At 43.7% G+C, this 16,960-nt stretch carries 19 protein-coding genes; 14 read left to right on the plus strand and 5 right to left on the minus strand.

The window, feature by feature from the left end:
• The first annotated feature begins 107 nt into the window (after positions 1-107).
• Entirely contained in the window at positions 108-953 is an 846-nt protein-coding gene (gene nadC, locus E0H81_RS05625; protein WP_131317243.1) for a carboxylating nicotinate-nucleotide diphosphorylase, read from the plus strand.
• Here nadC and E0H81_RS16445 read toward each other — a convergent pair.
• From E0H81_RS16445 to E0H81_RS05640, 4 genes are all read right to left on the minus strand, one after another.
• On the minus strand, positions 950-1,132 hold the full coding sequence (locus E0H81_RS16445) for an ABZJ_00068 family colistin stress protein (RefSeq protein WP_449189760.1): 183 nt from the start codon (positions 1,130-1,132) through the stop codon (positions 950-952). The two genes, nadC and E0H81_RS16445, sit on opposite strands and share 4 nt — an antisense overlap.
• 169 nt (positions 1,133-1,301) lie before the next feature.
• Positions 1,302-2,018 carry a ribonuclease PH gene (gene rph / locus E0H81_RS05630; protein ID WP_131317245.1) on the minus strand — a complete coding sequence of 239 codons (717 nt, stop codon included), beginning with the start codon at positions 2,016-2,018 and terminating at the stop codon, positions 1,302-1,304.
• A 173-nt stretch (positions 2,019-2,191) separates the two neighbouring features.
• Positions 2,192-3,337: a fatty acid desaturase family protein gene (locus tag E0H81_RS05635; RefSeq protein ID WP_131317247.1), complete on the minus strand. Its 1,146-nt coding sequence runs from the start codon at positions 3,335-3,337 to the stop codon at positions 2,192-2,194.
• Between the two features lie 80 nt (positions 3,338-3,417).
• Positions 3,418-4,440: a ferredoxin reductase gene (locus E0H81_RS05640; protein WP_131317249.1), complete on the minus strand. Its 1,023-nt coding sequence runs from the start codon at positions 4,438-4,440 to the stop codon at positions 3,418-3,420.
• Positions 4,441-4,615: 175 nt separating this feature from the next.
• On the opposite strand from E0H81_RS05640, the gene E0H81_RS05645 reads away from it, so the two are divergent.
• The gene (locus E0H81_RS05645) at positions 4,616-5,272 is read left to right on the plus strand and encodes a TetR family transcriptional regulator (RefSeq protein WP_131317251.1); all 657 of its coding nucleotides are present in this window, start codon (positions 4,616-4,618) and stop codon (positions 5,270-5,272) included.
• Between the two features lie 370 nt (positions 5,273-5,642).
• Here the strand turns inward: E0H81_RS05645 and E0H81_RS05650 are convergent, their stop codons facing one another.
• The gene (locus tag E0H81_RS05650) at positions 5,643-6,260 is read right to left on the minus strand and encodes a thiol:disulfide interchange protein DsbA/DsbL (protein WP_131317253.1); all 618 of its coding nucleotides are present in this window, start codon (positions 6,258-6,260) and stop codon (positions 5,643-5,645) included.
• A 181-nt stretch (positions 6,261-6,441) separates the two neighbouring features.
• Between E0H81_RS05650 and ubiG the strand changes: the two genes are divergently transcribed.
• The 12 genes from ubiG (at position 6,442) to E0H81_RS05705 (ending at position 16,910) form a co-directional block, all read left to right on the plus strand.
• Positions 6,442-7,158 carry a bifunctional 2-polyprenyl-6-hydroxyphenol methylase/3-demethylubiquinol 3-O-methyltransferase UbiG gene (ubiG, locus tag E0H81_RS05655; RefSeq protein ID WP_131317255.1) on the plus strand — a complete coding sequence of 239 codons (717 nt, stop codon included), beginning with the start codon at positions 6,442-6,444 and terminating at the stop codon, positions 7,156-7,158.
• Positions 7,155-7,853 carry an HAD family hydrolase gene (locus E0H81_RS05660; protein WP_131317257.1) on the plus strand — a complete coding sequence of 233 codons (699 nt, stop codon included), beginning with the start codon at positions 7,155-7,157 and terminating at the stop codon, positions 7,851-7,853. The genes ubiG and E0H81_RS05660 overlap by 4 nt, the downstream gene beginning before the upstream one ends.
• 33 nt (positions 7,854-7,886) lie before the next feature.
• Positions 7,887-8,633 (plus strand): YciK family oxidoreductase, encoded by a 747-nt coding sequence (locus tag E0H81_RS05665; protein ID WP_131317259.1) that lies wholly within the window; start codon positions 7,887-7,889, stop codon positions 8,631-8,633.
• A gap of 192 nt (positions 8,634-8,825) precedes the next feature.
• The gene (locus E0H81_RS15900) at positions 8,826-8,981 is read left to right on the plus strand and encodes a hypothetical protein (RefSeq protein WP_165492592.1); all 156 of its coding nucleotides are present in this window, start codon (positions 8,826-8,828) and stop codon (positions 8,979-8,981) included.
• A gap of 296 nt (positions 8,982-9,277) precedes the next feature.
• Positions 9,278-9,679, plus strand: coding sequence for an RcnB family protein (locus E0H81_RS05670; protein ID WP_131317261.1), 402 nt, complete (start codon positions 9,278-9,280; stop codon positions 9,677-9,679).
• Between the two features lie 247 nt (positions 9,680-9,926).
• Positions 9,927-10,286, plus strand: a complete 360-nt coding sequence (locus E0H81_RS05675) for an RcnB family protein (protein WP_131317263.1) — start codon at positions 9,927-9,929, stop codon at positions 10,284-10,286.
• Between the two features lie 135 nt (positions 10,287-10,421).
• Positions 10,422-11,774, plus strand: coding sequence for an amino-acid N-acetyltransferase (gene argA, locus E0H81_RS05680; RefSeq protein ID WP_131317265.1), 1,353 nt, complete (start codon positions 10,422-10,424; stop codon positions 11,772-11,774).
• Positions 11,775-12,102: 328 nt separating this feature from the next.
• Positions 12,103-13,065, plus strand: a complete 963-nt coding sequence (locus E0H81_RS05685) for a sulfonate ABC transporter substrate-binding protein (RefSeq protein ID WP_131317267.1) — start codon at positions 12,103-12,105, stop codon at positions 13,063-13,065.
• Between the two features lie 85 nt (positions 13,066-13,150).
• Complete coding sequence (locus E0H81_RS05690; protein WP_244926505.1) at positions 13,151-14,083, plus strand: sulfonate ABC transporter substrate-binding protein; 933 nt, start codon at positions 13,151-13,153, stop codon at positions 14,081-14,083.
• A 16-nt stretch (positions 14,084-14,099) separates the two neighbouring features.
• Positions 14,100-15,275, plus strand: coding sequence for an FMNH2-dependent alkanesulfonate monooxygenase (ssuD, locus tag E0H81_RS05695; RefSeq protein WP_131317271.1), 1,176 nt, complete (start codon positions 14,100-14,102; stop codon positions 15,273-15,275).
• Entirely contained in the window at positions 15,275-16,090 is an 816-nt protein-coding gene (gene ssuC / locus E0H81_RS05700) for an aliphatic sulfonate ABC transporter permease SsuC (protein WP_131269144.1), read from the plus strand. Before ssuD ends, ssuC begins: the two co-directional genes overlap by 1 nt.
• Before the next feature lie 10 nt (positions 16,091-16,100).
• Positions 16,101-16,910: an ABC transporter ATP-binding protein gene (locus E0H81_RS05705; RefSeq protein ID WP_131317273.1), complete on the plus strand. Its 810-nt coding sequence runs from the start codon at positions 16,101-16,103 to the stop codon at positions 16,908-16,910.
• Positions 16,911-16,960: the final 50 nt, after the last annotated feature.

The raw sequence follows: 16,960 nt of genomic DNA on the forward strand, positions 1-16,960 counted from the left end.
AATCTCAAATTCCAAAGATAAAAATCCGTGGAAAAAACATTTCTTTTAAATGAACAATGCTAATATAACGCGCAATTTTCATGGGTTAAAAAAGATACGGAATTCTAATGAGCATATCTCAATCTTTGTTGGAACACGCCATCCAGATCAATATTCAACAGGCCTTAGAAGAAGATATTGGCGAGGGTGATATCACCGCTTTATTGACCCCTGAAGATGAGCAAGCCACGGCAACCATCATTAGCCGTGAAGACATGGTGCTTGCTGGCCAACCTTGGGTCAATGCACTCATTCAAGCCTATGATGCAACGGTGCAAGTGACCTGGCTTAAAAATGACGGCGACCGTGTACAGGCCAATGAAGCCTTTTTAAAATTAGCCGGTTCTGCACGCAGCCTGCTCACCGTTGAACGCCCGGCACTGAATTTTGTACAAACGCTTTCTGCGGTTGCGACTAAAACAGCTGAATATGTTAAACAGTTAGAAGGTTTAAACACCAAACTGTTAGATACCCGTAAAACCCTTCCCGGCTTACGTATTGCGCAAAAATATGCGGTCGCGATTGGCGGCGGTCAAAACCATCGTCTCGGTTTGTTTGATGCCTTTTTAATTAAAGAAAACCACATTATGGCAGCGGGCGGCATTGCACAGGCAATTGCCAAAGCACACAACATTGCACCGGGCAAGCCTGTAGAAGTTGAAGTCGAAACCTGGGATGAGCTGAATCAGGCCTTGGAAGCGCATGCCGATATCGTCATGCTGGATAATTTCAATCAACAGCAGATGATTGATGCGGTTCAACATGTTGCCGGCCGTTGCAAGCTGGAAGCATCGGGCAACATCACCATCGAAAACTTACATGAAGTGGCAACATCGGGTGTTGACTATATTTCGATGGGTGTTTTAACCAAGGATGTTAAGGCGGTTGATCTATCGATGCGCTTTAATGCTTAAATCTGCTCAGTATTATTTGTCGGTTTAGATTTTAGTTTAGAGGTTGAATCCTGAGTTTCAGTATGGGATGTGTTCTGTTGCCAAGCCGATTGGACAGATTCTTGTTCTGAAGCTCTGGGGTCACTGGTCATCAGCACAATGGTTACGACACATATAAGCAGGATGATGATATTTAACATTCAATGCTCCTGTAAAAGTGAAGCACCATTCTAATCATTGAATATGAACCTGATTTAAAGCTGGCGTTTCAAAAGGGGCGGAAATTGCAGCCTTTTTGTATCCAGCTTTTGACTTATCCATAAAAAAACGCACCTTGAGATGCGTTTTTTGTATCTTTAAATAAACAACTTACCAGCCTAAAGCTTTCTGTTGTTTTTTAATCAATTCTTGAATGCCTTTTTCAGCCAATTCAAGCATCTCGTTACACTGTGCACGGGTAAATGGTTTGTCTTCGGCAGTACCTTGCAGTTCGATGAACTCACCCGCTTGGGTCATCACCACATTCAAGTCAGTTTGGCAGTTTGAATCTTCTTCATAACAAAGATCGAGTAACGCTTCGTCCTGGTACATACCTACAGAAATCGCAGCCACCAAGCCTTTAAGCGGATCTTGCTTAATTTTCTTTTTCTCAAGCAATACGTTCATCGCATCAATGAGCGCTACGGCTGCACCGGTAATAGAAGCGGTACGTGTACCACCATCTGCCTGAATCACATCACAGTCGATGGTAATGGTATTTTCACCGAGTTTTTTCAAATCGACCATGGCACGCAAGCTACGACCAATCAGACGTTGAATCTCTTGAGTACGGCCACTCTGTTTACCACGAGCGGCTTCACGGTCACTACGGGTATGGGTTGAACGTGGCAACATACCGTATTCAGCGGTTACCCAGCCTTGCCCCTTGCCTTTAAGGAAACGTGGTACTGAATTATCAATACTTGCAGTACAAAGAACTTTAGTATGACCAAATTCAATCAATACTGAACCTTCCGCATAACGCGTATAGTTACGGGTAATTTTTACGTCACGTAATTGATCTAAAGTACGTTGGTCGATACGCATAATGGGTTCTCTTTGGCTAAAATTCATTGCGGCCTAGTATAACAGAAGCCAGCTTGAAGGTTTTGCCGGTCGACTATCGATTGACAAAAAGCATAAAATCAAGCCGCTTCTATTTAGCCACCAGTTAAATGAGGCCCCATTATATGCGACCTCAAATTTAACTTTCTTCAGCTTTAAAAGCTGAATAAGGTTTTTAACTTCTGTTTGGATTGCGCAACCGATGCTGTCCAGGAATTCGGTAAAGAACATTTGGCTAAACGCACCCAGACACTGCCAAACTGTTTCATGAAACTGGCTTCGTTATAGTTAATGCCATACTCTGCACACAGGGCACGAATTTTCGGTGCCACTTCTGCATAACGATTGGCAGGCATGTCCGGGAATAAATGGTGTTCAATTTGATGGCTCAAATTACCACTTAAAATATGCAGCCATTCTGTGCCGGTAAAATTACTCGATCCGCGAATTTGGCGTAAATACCATTCAGCACGGGTTTCAGTTTCAGTAATATCTGGTTCAAAGGTTTCTGCATCTTCAGTGAAATGACCATTAAAAATCACCGCCGATGCCCATAAACTACGAATCACGTTGGCCACGGCGTTACCTGCAAATACCGGGATGGCATTTGGACCGGCAATGAGCGGGAAAAACACATAATCTTTAGCCACCTGACGCACAGCTTTTTTACGGAATTTCGCTGAGTCGATCCAAACCTCTTTCCAGGTTTTGGTTTTATAGGCAATCACATCTTCCAAATGCAGGTTTTGTAAGCCCACATACCATTCAAAAAACACCATCAATTGAATCGCTAAAGGAATATTGAATAAAAAACGCGGTTCCCATTTTTGCGATTCGCTGACACGAATTAAGCCATAGCCGACATCATGGTCTTTGCCGACAATATTGGTGTAAGTATGGTGAATATAGTTGTGTGTGTATTTCCAGTCATCGCCTGTCGCCATGGTATCCCAGTCATAATTGGCACCGTTCAGGTTCGGGTCATTGAGCCAGTCAAACTGACCATGCATCACGTTATGACCCAGTTCCATATTTTCAACGATTTTAGACAGACCCAATAAACCGGTGCCTAATAACCATACCGGTGGAATCCAGCCACCAAACATCAACATGCCGCGTGACGCAATTTCGCTATAACGGACAAAATCGCGAATTTTATAAATGTATTGGGCATCTTGCTCGCCAATACTATCCATAATGTCACGGCGGATGGCATCGATTTTTTGCCCCAATTCAGCAATTTGTTCAGCACTTAAATGTTTTGATTTACTATTTTCTGGAAACTTAACTGACATATTCATTGTTTTTCTCCAAAGCGGAAATCAGGCACTGCTTTTATTCAAAATGCGAGATGTCGCTTAACTGCCTAAAATTATTGTATTTAGAGGTTGATCAAGACCGGACTAACGGCTTGGCTAATACACAACTTAATTTGAGTATTGCTATCGTGGTCGATTTCACCGGTCAGCAGATTTTTGGTAGAACCGCTGACTTTAGTACAGGTACAGGTATTGCAAATACCCATACGACAGCCATGTGCCGGCTTCAACCCTGCCTGTTCAGCACTTTCAAGCAAATTGGTTTTTGCTGCAAACTCTTGTTGTGCACGTAAGAATACCACCGGTTGCACAGTTGCATTTTCATCAACAACCACTTGAAAGTATTCCTGTTTTAATTGATTAGCAATACCCAGCTGTTGGTAAATCTGATTCAGGCTTTGCATCATGCCCTTGGCACCACAGGCATAGCTTTGGCGTTGCCCGAAATCTGCAACTGTACTTTCAAGCAGTTCTACACTTAAATGTTGTTTCTGTACAAGTGTATTGAAATGATGATAATTGAACTGTGAATATTGTTCAGATAATTGCTGTAATTCGGTATGAAAAGCGTCATCACGGGTAAAATAAATCAGGTCAATTTGGCTGACTTTTTGAGTAAGGGCCTGTTGCAATAGCGAATAAATCGCGGTGATGCCACTTCCTGACGCCAGTAATAAAATAGAATCTTGAGATGAATTTAAGCTGAAATCGCCCTGAACTTGAGAAATTTCCACCACACTGCCCACGGCCAAATGGGTTAAGGCATTGGAAACTTTACCCTGACGTTTCACCGCAATCACGATGTTGCCGGTCTCGGTAATTTTCACAATGGAATAACTGCGTTGCTGACGAACACCTGCAATCACTAAAGTCACTAAAATACTGTGTCCAGCACGAAACGCTTTTGCATGAAAATTATGATTTGGCTGTAGCTGAATCTGATAAAAGTCTGCGCTCAACATGTGTACGTCAACAATACTGGCTTTGACTTTTTTCCATGCCCAAACTGGATTCACTTTTTCAGCAATAAAATCGACGAAATCTTCTCGGATCCATTGCGGTTGGTACTGCATCACATGACTCATATGAGGTTCCTCTTTTTTATTGCTGGTTATTTATTTGAGTGAACAGGTGTTCTTACAGTGAACACTTGTACACTATAATTATTTTTTAGTTCAGTCAACACATGTTCACTGACATTCGTCGTTTAATTTGTTTTTTTTTGATAGACTTCATGCAGAATTTTTTTAGGGTAACCGAATGTCGATCCGGGATGAGCGTAAACAACAAAGCCGCCAAGCACTTTTGGATGCCGCGCTTGCTTTAAGCACGTCTGGACGTTCTTTTAGTAGCATCAGCTTGCGCGAAATCGCCCGTCATGTAGGTCTCGTACCGACTGCCTTCTATCGTCATTTTCAAGACATGAATGAGCTGGGGCTGGAACTGGTCGATCAGGTGGCCCTGCATTTAAAAGGCATTTTGCATCAGCTTGGACAAGCCTATATCTACCAACCCAATACCAAAGCGAAAATCAGTCTCGACCTGTTTTTTCAGGCGGTTGAGCATAATCCTGAACCGTGGGTCTTTATGATTGCCGAGCGCTGGGGTGGATCAGAAGTGATTCGTCAGGCCATTGCCCGGGAAATTAATTTTTTAATTGAAGACTTGGCCAATGATTTATGCAAAATGGAAACGGTACAGCACATCCGCAATCTACAAGACCTTCAAATTATTTCCAATATTTTAATTAATTTATCCTTTACCTGGGCGATGAGCTGGATGGACATCAATCGTCACTATCAGGCAGAACAACGGACAGAACAACAAATACAATTTAAGCTGCAAACCATTACCCAGGTGCATGTGATTTTCCGTGGCATCTCGAACTGGGATACGTCAAAGACAATGGCTGAATAATTCACTAAAAATAAAACGTAAAAAAACCGCAGCTATTGCGCAACGCTGATCAGCTAAGGATTTTTTCAACAAAATCCTTAGCTTTTTGACCATTCGCGACGGAGTCTTACCACTTTCAAGCAAATGTTTGGAGCTTGTTTATTCTTTTGTTTCGCCAAAAGAACCAAAAACATTTGTCATCCGCAAAACCTGTTCACTTTCTGCACTTAAAATAACTTTGTGCAAAACAGCCCTTTTTTAAATACCGCGCAGGTTGCGGATGACATGTCCGCGTATCGAACATTATCTGGAATTTAAAAAAGAAAAGGCCAGTCAATTTCTTAACTGACTGGCATTAACAACAATTGCGGGTTTTTTTAGCGCATAAAACTTATTTGGCTTTACGCTCTTTTTCCACCAAATAACTCACCACTTGCGTCACTTTGGCATCTTCACCTTGAACCACATATTTACCATTCACCACCACCGCAGGAACACCGCTCAGCTGGTATTGCTGTGCCAGTTTCTTCGATTGCGCCACTTTTGAGGTAATCGCGAATGAATTAAACATGCTGTTAAATTTGGCTTCAGGCACACCATATTTCACAAAGAATTTTGCTTGTGATTTCTGGTCAAAAATCTGTTGACCCCCTGCATGAATGGCATGGAATAAAGGCAAGTGAGTTCTCTTGCGAACGCCTAATGCTTCAGACACATAATAACCGCGCGCACCTTGTTCCCAAACTGGATTCATCGCAGCAGGTGTGCGCACAAAGTTGACATCTTTAGGAATTTTTTTCAGCCAAGCCTGCATATGTGGCTCTAGTGTAAAGCAGTGTGGGCAACCGTACCAAAAGAACTCACGTACTTCAATTTTGCCAGGAACATCAACTTTACCCGGCTTGGCAACCACGGTGTAATCTTTACCTGCAACAAAATTGGCAGCCATTGCCGTGCCTGAACAGGCAAAAATAGCAGTAGCAAGACCACCTAAAAGGAATTTTTTCATTGAACTTATTGTCCTCTAAATCGTTATGATTAATTTATACGATGACTATAAATCAATTATGCCGAATTCGTTTTCATTCTGTGAACTTTTTTACAGCTTTTATCGCTTTTTTGAGAATAAACGCTACACTAAGCCCCTATAACTTTTTTTAAAATATAACCACTTGATTGAGGTGATACCGATGTCGCAATTGAATGTTGATCCACAAGAAATTGCCAAATTTGAAGCGTTCGCAGCCATATGGTGGGATCAGCATTCTGAGTTCCGTCCACTGCATCAGATTAACCCTTTACGCTTAAATTGGATTGATGAACATTCAGGTGGCATTAGCGGTAAAAAAGTCCTTGATGTCGGCTGCGGTGGCGGGATCTTGTCGGAAAGCATGGCACGTCGTGGTGCAAATGTTTTGGGGATCGACATGGGCGAAGCACCCTTAAATGTGGCGCGTATCCATGCAGAACAAGAAGGCGTTGAAAATATTGAATATCGCCAGGTTCCAGTAGAACAGTTGGCAGAAGAACAAGCCGGACAATATGACGTGGTCACTTGCATGGAAATGCTTGAGCATGTACCCGATCCGGCATCGATTATTCAGGCTTGCCAAAAGTTGGTCAAACCGGGTGGTCATGTGTTCTTCTCGACCATTAACCGGAATCCAAAATCTTATTTATTTGCGATTATTGGCGCGGAATATGTACTGCGTATGCTGGCCAAAGGCACGCATGATTATCATAAATTCATCAAGCCTTCTGAACTTGCACATGACATCCGTAGTGCCGGCTTAAAACTCAAAGACATGACTGGTTTGCATTTCAACCCGATTACCAAACGTTATTGGCTGGCACCGAATGTCGATGTGAACTACATGGTTTACACGGTAAAAGAAGGTGCTGAATGAAAGCGGTACTGTTTGACCTAGATGGCACCCTGATAGACACCGCTGCCGACTTTATTCGCATTATTCAGGACATGTGCCGCGATAAACAATGTGAAGCGGTTGCTGCAGATTTGATTCGCACCCAGGTCTCTGAAGGCGCACGTGCCATGGTGAAACTGGTCTATCCGGAACTGGAGGTGGAAGACCCGGTTTTCCTTGCCCACCGTCAGCGTTTTCTGGACCTGTATGGTGAAGATATTGCAGTCGATACCGACCTGTTCGAAGGCATGTATCCGCTGCTTGAAGAACTGGAAAGCCAGGATATTCCTTGGGGTATAGTCACCAATAAGCCTCGCTGGTTAAGCGAGTCCTTGCTTAAGGCGCTGAACCTGACTGAGCGCTGTGCGGTTCTGGTGTGTCCTGAAGATGTCAGCAAAACCAAACCCGATCCTGAACCGATGTATCTGGCAGCCAAGCAAATTCAGCTTCAGCCAGAAGACTGTATCTATGTCGGTGATCATCCGCGTGACATTGATGCCGGCCGTAACGCAAATATGTACACCATCTTGGCGGGCTATGGTTATTTACCATTGCAACACAAAGATGACTTAACAGCCTGGCACGCTGATTGTATAGTCAACACAGTTGCCGAATTGCATCAAGTGATTAATCAGCTGGTCTCAGCAACGCAACATAATAATTCTCTGATTTCATAACGACATAACAATATATAAACGAGGAGGTATGCAATGAAATATTCAGAATATCACCCTCGCCCCGATCTGTTAAAAGATCGCATTATCCTGATTACAGGTGCGGGCGATGGTATTGGTCGTGCAGCTGCAATTAGCTATGCCCTGCATGGGGCAACAGTGGTACTGCATGGGCGCACCCTCAATAAGCTTGAAGTCATTTATGATGAAATTGAAAGCCTAGGTGCGCCGCAACCGGCTATTCTGCCTTTGCAACTCTCCAGCGCCTCTCCTCGAGACTATGAGTTACTGGTCGATACTTTAGATAAACAGTTTGGTCGCCTGGATGGCATTTTGCACAATGCCGGTATTCTGGGTGAACGCACAGAACTTGCCCATTATCCGGTCGATGTCTGGGATGATGTGATGGCAGTGAATCTGCGTGCGCCATTTTTACTCACGCAAGAACTGTTACCGTTGCTGCATAAATCCGAACATGCCTCTGTGGTTTTTGCCAGTTCTGGCGTAGGCCGCGAAGCACGTGAGCGTTGGGGTGCATACTCAGTTTCTAAAATTGCCATTGAAGCGGTGAACCAGATTTTTGCCAAAGAAAACGTCTATCCGAATGTACGTTTTAACTGCATTAATCCGGGCGCGACACGTACCGCCATGCGCGCTAAAGCCTATCCAGATGAAGACCCAATAACCTTGGCAACACCGGAAATGATCATGCCCGCTTACCTGTATTTGATGGGTGACGACAGCTTGCATCTGAATGGTCAAAGCATTGATGCGCAGGATTAATCCCTAAAAGATCAAAAAGGGGGCCGTGCTCCCTTTTTTATCGTCTTTCTTTTAAAGGAAAGAAGGTTCAGATCATAAAAACTTATAAATCGTATTTTTAAATAACTTTTACAATAATATTCGGTTTTCCAAATTAATAAAATAAGCCTATGCTCATTCTCATTGAAGAACACAGCATATGAGGAACAGGTTATGGCTGATCAAACACGTAAAATTGAAATGATTCGTCGCATTAAAAACTTAAAGCTTTCAAATACATTAATTCTAGGCCTTGATGATGCCGGGCAAGCAGAAGCGATTGCCGAGGCTGTCAACTCACTTCAAAACCTTAGTGAACAATGGAACTGAAACAATTTATTCAACAGTCGCCATCGGGCTGTTCAAGCCTTTTGGCAGGACAATTTTGAATCAATAAAATCCACCTCAAAAATTTGATACAAAGTTTTCATCAGTAGCTTGTTTTTCTGGTATTTAATATCGACTATAAAATTTCTAAAGATTTTTAAATCGTGAGATATTTCTGCATAATATCCTTATTATCTCTGCATTTTTTAATAAATGAGTGATTTATCTTCACAGTTTCTCTGCAATTTTTGCGTACATTAGCATTATTGAAATTAATAAATTTTCTATGAGGGTTCAACATGAAAAAGATTTTGACAATTTTGGCAATCTCTTTCAGTGCATTGATGGCAAACAGTGTAACCACTGCTGCACCTCACGAGAAACACGATAACCATCGTGGTTGGGATCAACCTCATCATCAGTCGAATAAGGGTCGGGATTTTCGTGACCATGATGACGATGATCGTATGCAAGATAAGCGCCGTGGCCGTGAAGAACGCGGGGTAAAACGCCTGCAACAGCATAAATGGCAAACCGGTTATGTCATGCCGCAGCATTATCGGGGTAATGGCTATAAAGTCGACTACAAGAACCATGACTTGCCAAAACCTTCTCGTAACCAGCAGTGGTACAAAATCAATAACGACTATATTTTAGTAGATACTGATAGTAATAATATTTTGCGTATTCAGGGTTTTTAAACTTAATTTTTAAACTCTCCATGCCCAAACTCCGGTTTGGGCTTTTTTTATTTTTTAAAATATTTTTTTAAAATCGTTGGTTTTAGCAGAAAGTCTTTAGCTGCAAGCTTTTCAGAATTTTCAAAATCTTCTTTTTTTCTCCATAAACTTCACAATTCAACTATAAAGCTCTCATTTTTTATCTCTACTTTTTGGTTAATTTAGCTCTAACGAAATAAACGTTCTCTCTGAAATTTAGGTGAAAGATATGAAAAAAATTCTAACAACAATTGCGCTGTCTTTATCTGCATTGATGGCAACTTCAGCAATGGCAGCACCGGATCATCGTTATGACGATCATCAACGCTACAATCATGTACAACAGAATAAGCATGACAGCCGTTGGGACAACAACAACCGTTATGACAACAAACGTGTAAATCCAAGTCGTGACTGGCGTAAAGGACAAACTTTACCGCGTCAATACAGCAGCTCGCGTTTCCAGATCAGTGACCGTGAAGCACGTCAATTGCCAAAATCAAGCCGTAATCAGCAATGGTATAAAGTGAACGGTGACTATGTGCTAGTCAATGAACGTACCAACCGCATTATTAGCATTCGAAACTAAGCTATTTAATTTTAAAAATTTCTCCCTTAAAAACACTTTAACCTCAGTTAAGGTGTTTTTTTTATTTTTCCCTTCCGCTGCGCTTTTTTTTGATTAGAATCAAGCATAGGATTTTATTCTTCATTTGAGATAGGTATGCACACGAATTCATCGGAAACATCACAAAGCACAACTTTACAATATGTGCACTGGTTTCGACATTCTGCGCCTTATATCAATGCCCACCGCAATAAAACTTTTGTCATCATGTTTGATGGTGAAGCGGTTCAACATGAAAATTTCCAGCATATTATTCATGACATTGCCCTGCTGCATTCTTTGGGCATTCGTCTAATTCTGGTGCATGGCGCACGTTCGCAGATCAACCAGAACTTAAAAGCCAGCGGCATTCAGACCCCATTCCATAATCATCGCCGGATTACCACACGCGAATCTTTAAGCTGCGTGATGAATGCGGTGGGTTCGATTCGCCTGCAAATTGAAGCTTTGCTCTCGATGGGCCTGGCCAATTCACCCATGTACGGCGCACGAATTGATGTCATCTCAGGCAATTTTGTCACTGCAAAACCTTATGGCATTCGTGATGGTGTGGATTTCCAGCTCACCGGTGAATTACGTACCGTAGATACTGATGCAATTCAGCGCCATCTAAAAAATCATAATATTGTGCTGCTTGGCCCAACCGGTTATTCCAACACCGGTGAAGTGTTTAACCTGGTCGCGGAAGAAGTCGCCACCAATACCGCGATTCTGCTCAAAGCCGACAAGCTGATTTTCCTGGGTAAACAACAAGGTCTGGTCAATGAGTTCGGGCAATTGCAGCGTGAGATTCCACCGCATCAGCTTGATCAGCACATTTTGCAGTACCAGGACTCCAATCCAGACATTGCCTTGCAGTTACGTGGTGCCAAAAATGCTTCACTACAAGGCGTGCATCGTGTGCATCTGATTTCTTATACCTATGATGGTGCCTTGCTCGAAGAACTGTTCACCCGCGACGGTGCAGGCACCATGATGACCGATTCACATTATGAAGAAGTGCGTACTGCCAATATTCAGGATGTCGGCGGTCTGATGAATTTACTTCGCCCACTCGAGGCTGAAGGCATTCTGGTTTATCGCTCACGCGAACGCTTAGAAAGTGAAATTGAGCAATTTTCTGTGATTGAACGTGATGGCATGATTTTAGCCTGCGCTGCGCTTTACCCGATTCCTACTTCTGCCAGTGAAATAAAATCGGCCGAGATTGCCTGTGTCGCGGTAGATCCAACCTATCGCAAGTCCAACCGTGGTAGCCAGATTTTGCATTATCTGGAAGACAAGGCCAAAAGTCTGGGCATTCAACAACTGTTTGTACTGACCACACGCACCGCGCACTGGTTTGTCGAGCATGGCTTTGAACCCGCCAGTGTCGATGATCTGCCGAATGCGCGTCAGGCGCTGTATAACTACCAGCGCAATTCACTGGTATTTAAAAAGCCACTTTAAAGTGGCTTTTTTTATTGTTGCTATATCTTTATTTTTTATATCTTTATCTGTCATTTTGGTGAATCTGGCCGATTTAACTTATGCCATTTTTGCATAAGCTTATGGATATACAGTATTTGGAATTAAATTAAATAAATATCAATAATTTAAAATATTAAAACAGTATATTTTATTTTTTATATAAATCACATTTTGGCATAAGTTTTTCTTTTTTTTATTTATCTTTTTTCCTGATTAAGAATTCCTATTTTTTTATTATTTTCGAAAAAGAAAAGGCATTAGCTTATGTGTTCAATATTCAACACTTCATGTTGCGGAGCACACATTCATGAGCGCCATTCAAGCAAAATTCTGGGCGAAATCGCTGGTCCTTTCTTCAGTAGTTGCTGGTGCAATGATGATGTCTGGCTGTGGCAAAAAAGAAGCTGAAACTGTCACTTTAAATATCGGTTTTCAAAAATATGGCTTATTGCCAGTAATTAAAGCACGTGGTTCTTTAGAAACTGCATTAGAAAAACAGCATGTCAAAGTGAAATGGGTCGAGTTTACTGCCGGTCCTCAACTGCTTGAAGGCTTGAATGTCGGCAGCGTTTCCTTGGGTGAAGTCGGTGAAGCACCGCCTATTTTTGCCCAAGCAGCCAACGCGAATTTAGTGTATGTGGCAAACCAACCTGCTATGCCGACCGCTGAAGCATTAATTGTGCAAAAAGACTCCCCTATTCAAAGCATCAAAGATTTGAAGGGTAAACGTGTCGTGCTAAACAAAGGCTCCAACGTGCATTACTTGTTGCTCAAATTATTAGAAGCCCACAATCTGAAACTGGATGACATTCAAGTGGTGTATTTACCGCCTGCAGATGCACGTGCTGCCTTTGAAAAAGGTGCAGTTGATGCCTGGGTCATTTGGGATCCGTTCTTTGCGGCTGCTGAACAGCAGATTGGTGCACGTGTGATCGCAAACGGTGAAAACCTGGTGAAAAACTATCAGTTCTACATGGCTGACCGCAAATTTGCAGAACAGAATCCGGAAGTCGTCAAGGCAGTGATCAATGAACTGAATGTGGCCGCAGACTGGATGACGAAAAACCAGGATGAAGCTGCGAAAATCTTAGAAAAACCAACAGGCTTAGATGCTTCCATTTTAAAAACATCAATTGGTCGCATGAATTTAGGGGTACAACCAATTTCTAATCAAGTGGCTACGCAGCAGCAATACGTTGCCGATGCCTTTTATAACCAGAAACTGATTCCGAACAAAATCAATATTCAAGCCGCAATTTTAGCGAAGTAATGACACAACAATAGAGGACTCGACAATGACTCAACATCAGCAAGATAACAAAGCAATTACCTGGTTCAAGACATCCAGTCATGGCATGAACGCGATGCTGATTGCTTGTGCGATGTTGGGTTCGAGCGCTGCCTGGGCTGTGGATCCTTCAGTCAAACAACTGCGGATTGGCTATCAAAAAGCCTCGGTAAATCTGGTAATTGCCAAACAACAAAAACTGTTTGAACAGGAATTTCCAAATGCAAAAATTTCCTGGAATGAGTTTCCAGGCGGTCCGCAAATTTTAGAAGCACTGGCTGTCGGTTCTATTGATGTCGGTGCGACAGGCGATACACCGCCTGTATATGCACAAGCCGGCAACAAGCCACTCCATTATTTTGCTTATGAAACCGCAAAACCTTTGGCTTCTGCCATTTTGGTACCCAGCAATTCCAAAATTAGCCAGCTCAGCCAGTTAAAGGGTAAACGTGTTGGGGTCCACCGCGGTTCAAGTGCACATTATTTACTGGTTCAAGCTGTACGCAAAGCTGGTTTGCAATGGACCGATATTCAACCCATCTGGTTAAGCCCTGCCGATGCACGTGCCGCTTTTCAAAAAGGCGCAATTGATGCCTGGGCGATTTGGGACCCGTACTATGCTTCGGCTCAGGTAGAAGATAAAGCCAAAGTACTGGCTTCAGGTAAAGGCTTAAGTCCCAATTACACGTTCTATTTAGCTTCAGGCAATTTAGTCAAAAATCATCCTCAGGCCTTAAAAGGCATTATCAAGCAGGTGAACGTTGCAGATAAATGGGTACAAGGCCACAAGGCTGTGACTGCCACTATCTTCGCGCAAAGCACAGGTCTAAAACCAGTGGTCAGCCAGACCTTTATCCAGCGTCGTCCTAGTCCATCTGGTGCTGCTCTGCTCACCAAACAAGTGATCGCAGATCAGCAAGAACTCGCGAACCGTTTTAGCGAACTCAAGATCATTCCGAAATCTATCCACATTCAGCAAGCCGTTTGGGCAGGCAAATAATCTAAGGATCAAAGCAATGAAAATTTTCTGGTTTATTCCTACGCATGGTGACAGTCGTTATTTAGGCACAAGCAAAGGCGCGCGTCAGGTCGATCATGCTTATATGAAACAGATTGCCGTAGCAGTAGATAACTTAGGTTATGAAGGTGTACTGATTCCAACCGGCCGCTCATGTGAAGATCCGTGGATTACTGCAGCCAGCCTGATTGATGCGACCAAAAATTTAAAATTCCTGGTGGCATTACGTCCTGGGGTCACGACCCCTGCACTGGCTGCACGTATGGCAGCAACTTTTGACCGCTTGTCGAATGGCCGCGTATTACTGAACTTGGTTACTGGTGGTGATGAGCAAGAGCTGAAAGGTGATGGGGTATATGAAGACCATGCCACCCGTTATCAAACAGCAGCGGAATACACCACCATTTGGCGTGAAATTTTAACCCGCTCGCATACAGGTGAGTCGTTCACTTTCCACGGCGACCGCTTACAGGTCGATGATGCCAAGCTGCTTTATCCGCCAGTACAAAAACCGTATCCACCGCTCTGGTTTGGCGGTTCTTCAGATGCTGCAATCGAACTTGCTGCAGAACAGGTCGACACCTATTTAACATGGGGCGAACCACCGGCTGCAGTTAAAGAAAAAGTTGAAACCATGCGTGCTAAAGCAGCTGCCCGTGGTCGCAGTTTAAATTACGGTATTCGTTTACACGTGATTGTGCGTGAAACCAATGAACAGGCATGGGCGGCGGCTGAAGAACTGATTCAGTATGTGGATGATGCTACCATTCAAGCAGCGCAAAAGAAATTTAAGCAAATGGATTCGGTGGGTCAACGTCGCATGGCTGAACTGCACAATGGCGACCGCAGCAAACTTGAAGTTTCTCCAAACCTTTGGGCAGGGGTTGGTCTGGTTCGTGGCGGCGCAGGGACAGCACTGGTCGGTGATCCACAAACCGTGGCTGACCGTATTCAGGAATATGCAAATTTGGGTATTGATACCTTTATTTTCTCGGGCTATCCGCATCTTGAAGAATCCATTCGTTTTGCTGAACTGGTGTTCCCACTGCTTCCATTAGAAACCCGTCAAAAACTGGCACAACCGAATCTGACCGGTCCTTTTGGTGAAATCGTGGCAAATAACTATGTGCCAGATGAGGCGAAACAACAAGTAAAAGCTAAGGAGCCGGCTTAATGAGTAAAACCATTTCTGCCAAAACCTTGGCTAAAACCAAGGTTTCACGTGGAACACAATTTGGGCAGCATTTGCTGCCCTGGTTGTTCCCGGTCGCACTGATCGCGATTTGGCAAATTGCATCCAGTGCCGGTCTGCTAGAAAGCCGTATTCTGCCTGCTCCAAGTGCAGTGGTAAGCGCATTTTGGCATCTGTCGATCACGGGTGAGCTTTGGCAACACGTGAAAGTCAGTGCCGGACGTGCCCTGCTCGGCTTGTTGGTGGGTGGTGGCTTGGGCCTATTGCTGGGCTTGCTGAATGGCTCGTCTAAACTGGCATCGACCCTGCTCGACACCACCTTGCAAATGATCCGTAATATTCCAGCCTTGGCTTTAATTCCTTTAGTCATTCTCTGGTTCGGGATTGATGAATCAGCCAAGCTGTTTTTAGTCGCTGTCGGTGTATTCTTCCCGATTTATATCAATACCTATCATGGGATTCGCTCGGTTGACCCACAACTGATCGAGATGGGTAAAAGCTATGGTTTGACCCGCTGGCAGTTATACAAAGAAATTATTTTACCAGGTGCAATGCCGTCCATTCTTGTCGGTTTACGCTTTGCATTGGGTCTGGTTTGGGTATTGCTCATTGTGGCAGAAACCATTTCCGCACAATCCGGCATTGGCTATATGACCATGAATGCGCGTGAATTCTTACAAACCGATGTAGTGTTAGTGGGTATTTTGCTTTACGCCCTGCTTGGAAAACTGGCCGATGTATTGGCAGTAGGCTTAGAAAGATACTTACTGCGCTGGCATGCTGGATATCAAAAATAAGGAATACATCATGACTGATTTAAGTATAGGGCGACATGTCGCTGAAGATCCGGCTGCACCAGAACGTCCGGCAACTACAGATATCAATCCAACAGCGGTGGTCGGTGCAGAAATTCTGATTGAGCAACTGCATAAATTCTATGCTGATGTGACGGTTCTGGAAGGTTTAGACCTGCATATTCAACCGGGTGAATTCCTTGCCATTGTTGGGCGTAGCGGATGTGGTAAAAGTACCCTGCTTCGTCTGATTGCCGATTTGGAACAGCCCAGCTATGGTGAAATCAAGTTTAAGTCGGCACGACATATCCGCGAAGGTATTAGCAGTGATGACATTCGTGTCATGTTTCAGGACCCGCGACTTTTGCCGTGGCGTAGCATTGAACAAAATGTACAGCTGGGTTTGGCCAAAGAACATCAAGGCAATGCCTCTGCCCTATTAGAAAAAGTCGGACTGAAAGAGAAAGCCGGATTGTGGCCTTCACAACTTTCAGGCGGTCAGCGTCAGCGTACCGCGCTCGCCCGCGCATTGTCGCATAAGCCTCGCATCTTGCTGCTGGATGAACCACTCGGTGCACTGGATGCGCTCACCCGTTTAGACATGCAGAGCCTGATTGAAAAACTCTGGCGCGAGCAGGGCTTTACCGCCATTTTAGTGACCCATGATGTCAGCGAAGCAGTTCAACTGGCCGATCGAATTATTTTGCTGGATAAAGGTCATATTGCTAAACAATTTAAAGTGGATTTACCGCGACCGCGTAAAAAAGATTACGCTTTTAGCGAGTTGGAGCAACAGGTTCTCAATGCTGTATTGGCCACATGATGTTTTAAATCTGAAATGAGCACATCCTGATCCTTAGTTTGGGCTCATCT

Origin of the sequence: Acinetobacter terrestris, assembly GCF_004331155.1 — a bacterium.
Lineage (GTDB): Bacteria > Pseudomonadota > Gammaproteobacteria > Pseudomonadales > Moraxellaceae > Acinetobacter > Acinetobacter terrestris.

What these genes read in the sequence shown, in the direction of transcription:
- nadC (WP_131317243.1), top strand. Translation starts at nt 108, where the DNA reads ATGAGCATATCTCAATCTTTGTTGGAACACGCCATCCAGATCAATATT.
- E0H81_RS16445 (WP_449189760.1), bottom strand. Translation starts at nt 1,132, where the DNA reads ATGTTAAATATCATCATCCTGCTTATATGTGTCGTAACCATTGTGCTG.
- rph (WP_131317245.1), bottom strand. Translation starts at nt 2,018, where the DNA reads ATGCGTATCGACCAACGTACTTTAGATCAATTACGTGACGTAAAAATT.
- E0H81_RS05635 (WP_131317247.1), bottom strand. Translation starts at nt 3,337, where the DNA reads ATGAATATGTCAGTTAAGTTTCCAGAAAATAGTAAATCAAAACATTTA.
- E0H81_RS05640 (WP_131317249.1), bottom strand. Translation starts at nt 4,440, where the DNA reads ATGAGTCATGTGATGCAGTACCAACCGCAATGGATCCGAGAAGATTTC.
- E0H81_RS05645 (WP_131317251.1), top strand. Translation starts at nt 4,616, where the DNA reads ATGTCGATCCGGGATGAGCGTAAACAACAAAGCCGCCAAGCACTTTTG.
- E0H81_RS05650 (WP_131317253.1), bottom strand. Translation starts at nt 6,260, where the DNA reads ATGAAAAAATTCCTTTTAGGTGGTCTTGCTACTGCTATTTTTGCCTGT.
- ubiG (WP_131317255.1), top strand. Translation starts at nt 6,442, where the DNA reads ATGTCGCAATTGAATGTTGATCCACAAGAAATTGCCAAATTTGAAGCG.
- E0H81_RS05660 (WP_131317257.1), top strand. Translation starts at nt 7,155, where the DNA reads ATGAAAGCGGTACTGTTTGACCTAGATGGCACCCTGATAGACACCGCT.
- E0H81_RS05665 (WP_131317259.1), top strand. Translation starts at nt 7,887, where the DNA reads ATGAAATATTCAGAATATCACCCTCGCCCCGATCTGTTAAAAGATCGC.
- E0H81_RS15900 (WP_165492592.1), top strand. Translation starts at nt 8,826, where the DNA reads ATGGCTGATCAAACACGTAAAATTGAAATGATTCGTCGCATTAAAAAC.
- E0H81_RS05670 (WP_131317261.1), top strand. Translation starts at nt 9,278, where the DNA reads ATGAAAAAGATTTTGACAATTTTGGCAATCTCTTTCAGTGCATTGATG.
- E0H81_RS05675 (WP_131317263.1), top strand. Translation starts at nt 9,927, where the DNA reads ATGAAAAAAATTCTAACAACAATTGCGCTGTCTTTATCTGCATTGATG.
- argA (WP_131317265.1), top strand. Translation starts at nt 10,422, where the DNA reads ATGCACACGAATTCATCGGAAACATCACAAAGCACAACTTTACAATAT.
- E0H81_RS05685 (WP_131317267.1), top strand. Translation starts at nt 12,103, where the DNA reads ATGAGCGCCATTCAAGCAAAATTCTGGGCGAAATCGCTGGTCCTTTCT.
- E0H81_RS05690 (WP_244926505.1), top strand. Translation starts at nt 13,151, where the DNA reads ATGAACGCGATGCTGATTGCTTGTGCGATGTTGGGTTCGAGCGCTGCC.
- ssuD (WP_131317271.1), top strand. Translation starts at nt 14,100, where the DNA reads ATGAAAATTTTCTGGTTTATTCCTACGCATGGTGACAGTCGTTATTTA.
- ssuC (WP_131269144.1), top strand. Translation starts at nt 15,275, where the DNA reads ATGAGTAAAACCATTTCTGCCAAAACCTTGGCTAAAACCAAGGTTTCA.
- E0H81_RS05705 (WP_131317273.1), top strand. Translation starts at nt 16,101, where the DNA reads ATGACTGATTTAAGTATAGGGCGACATGTCGCTGAAGATCCGGCTGCA.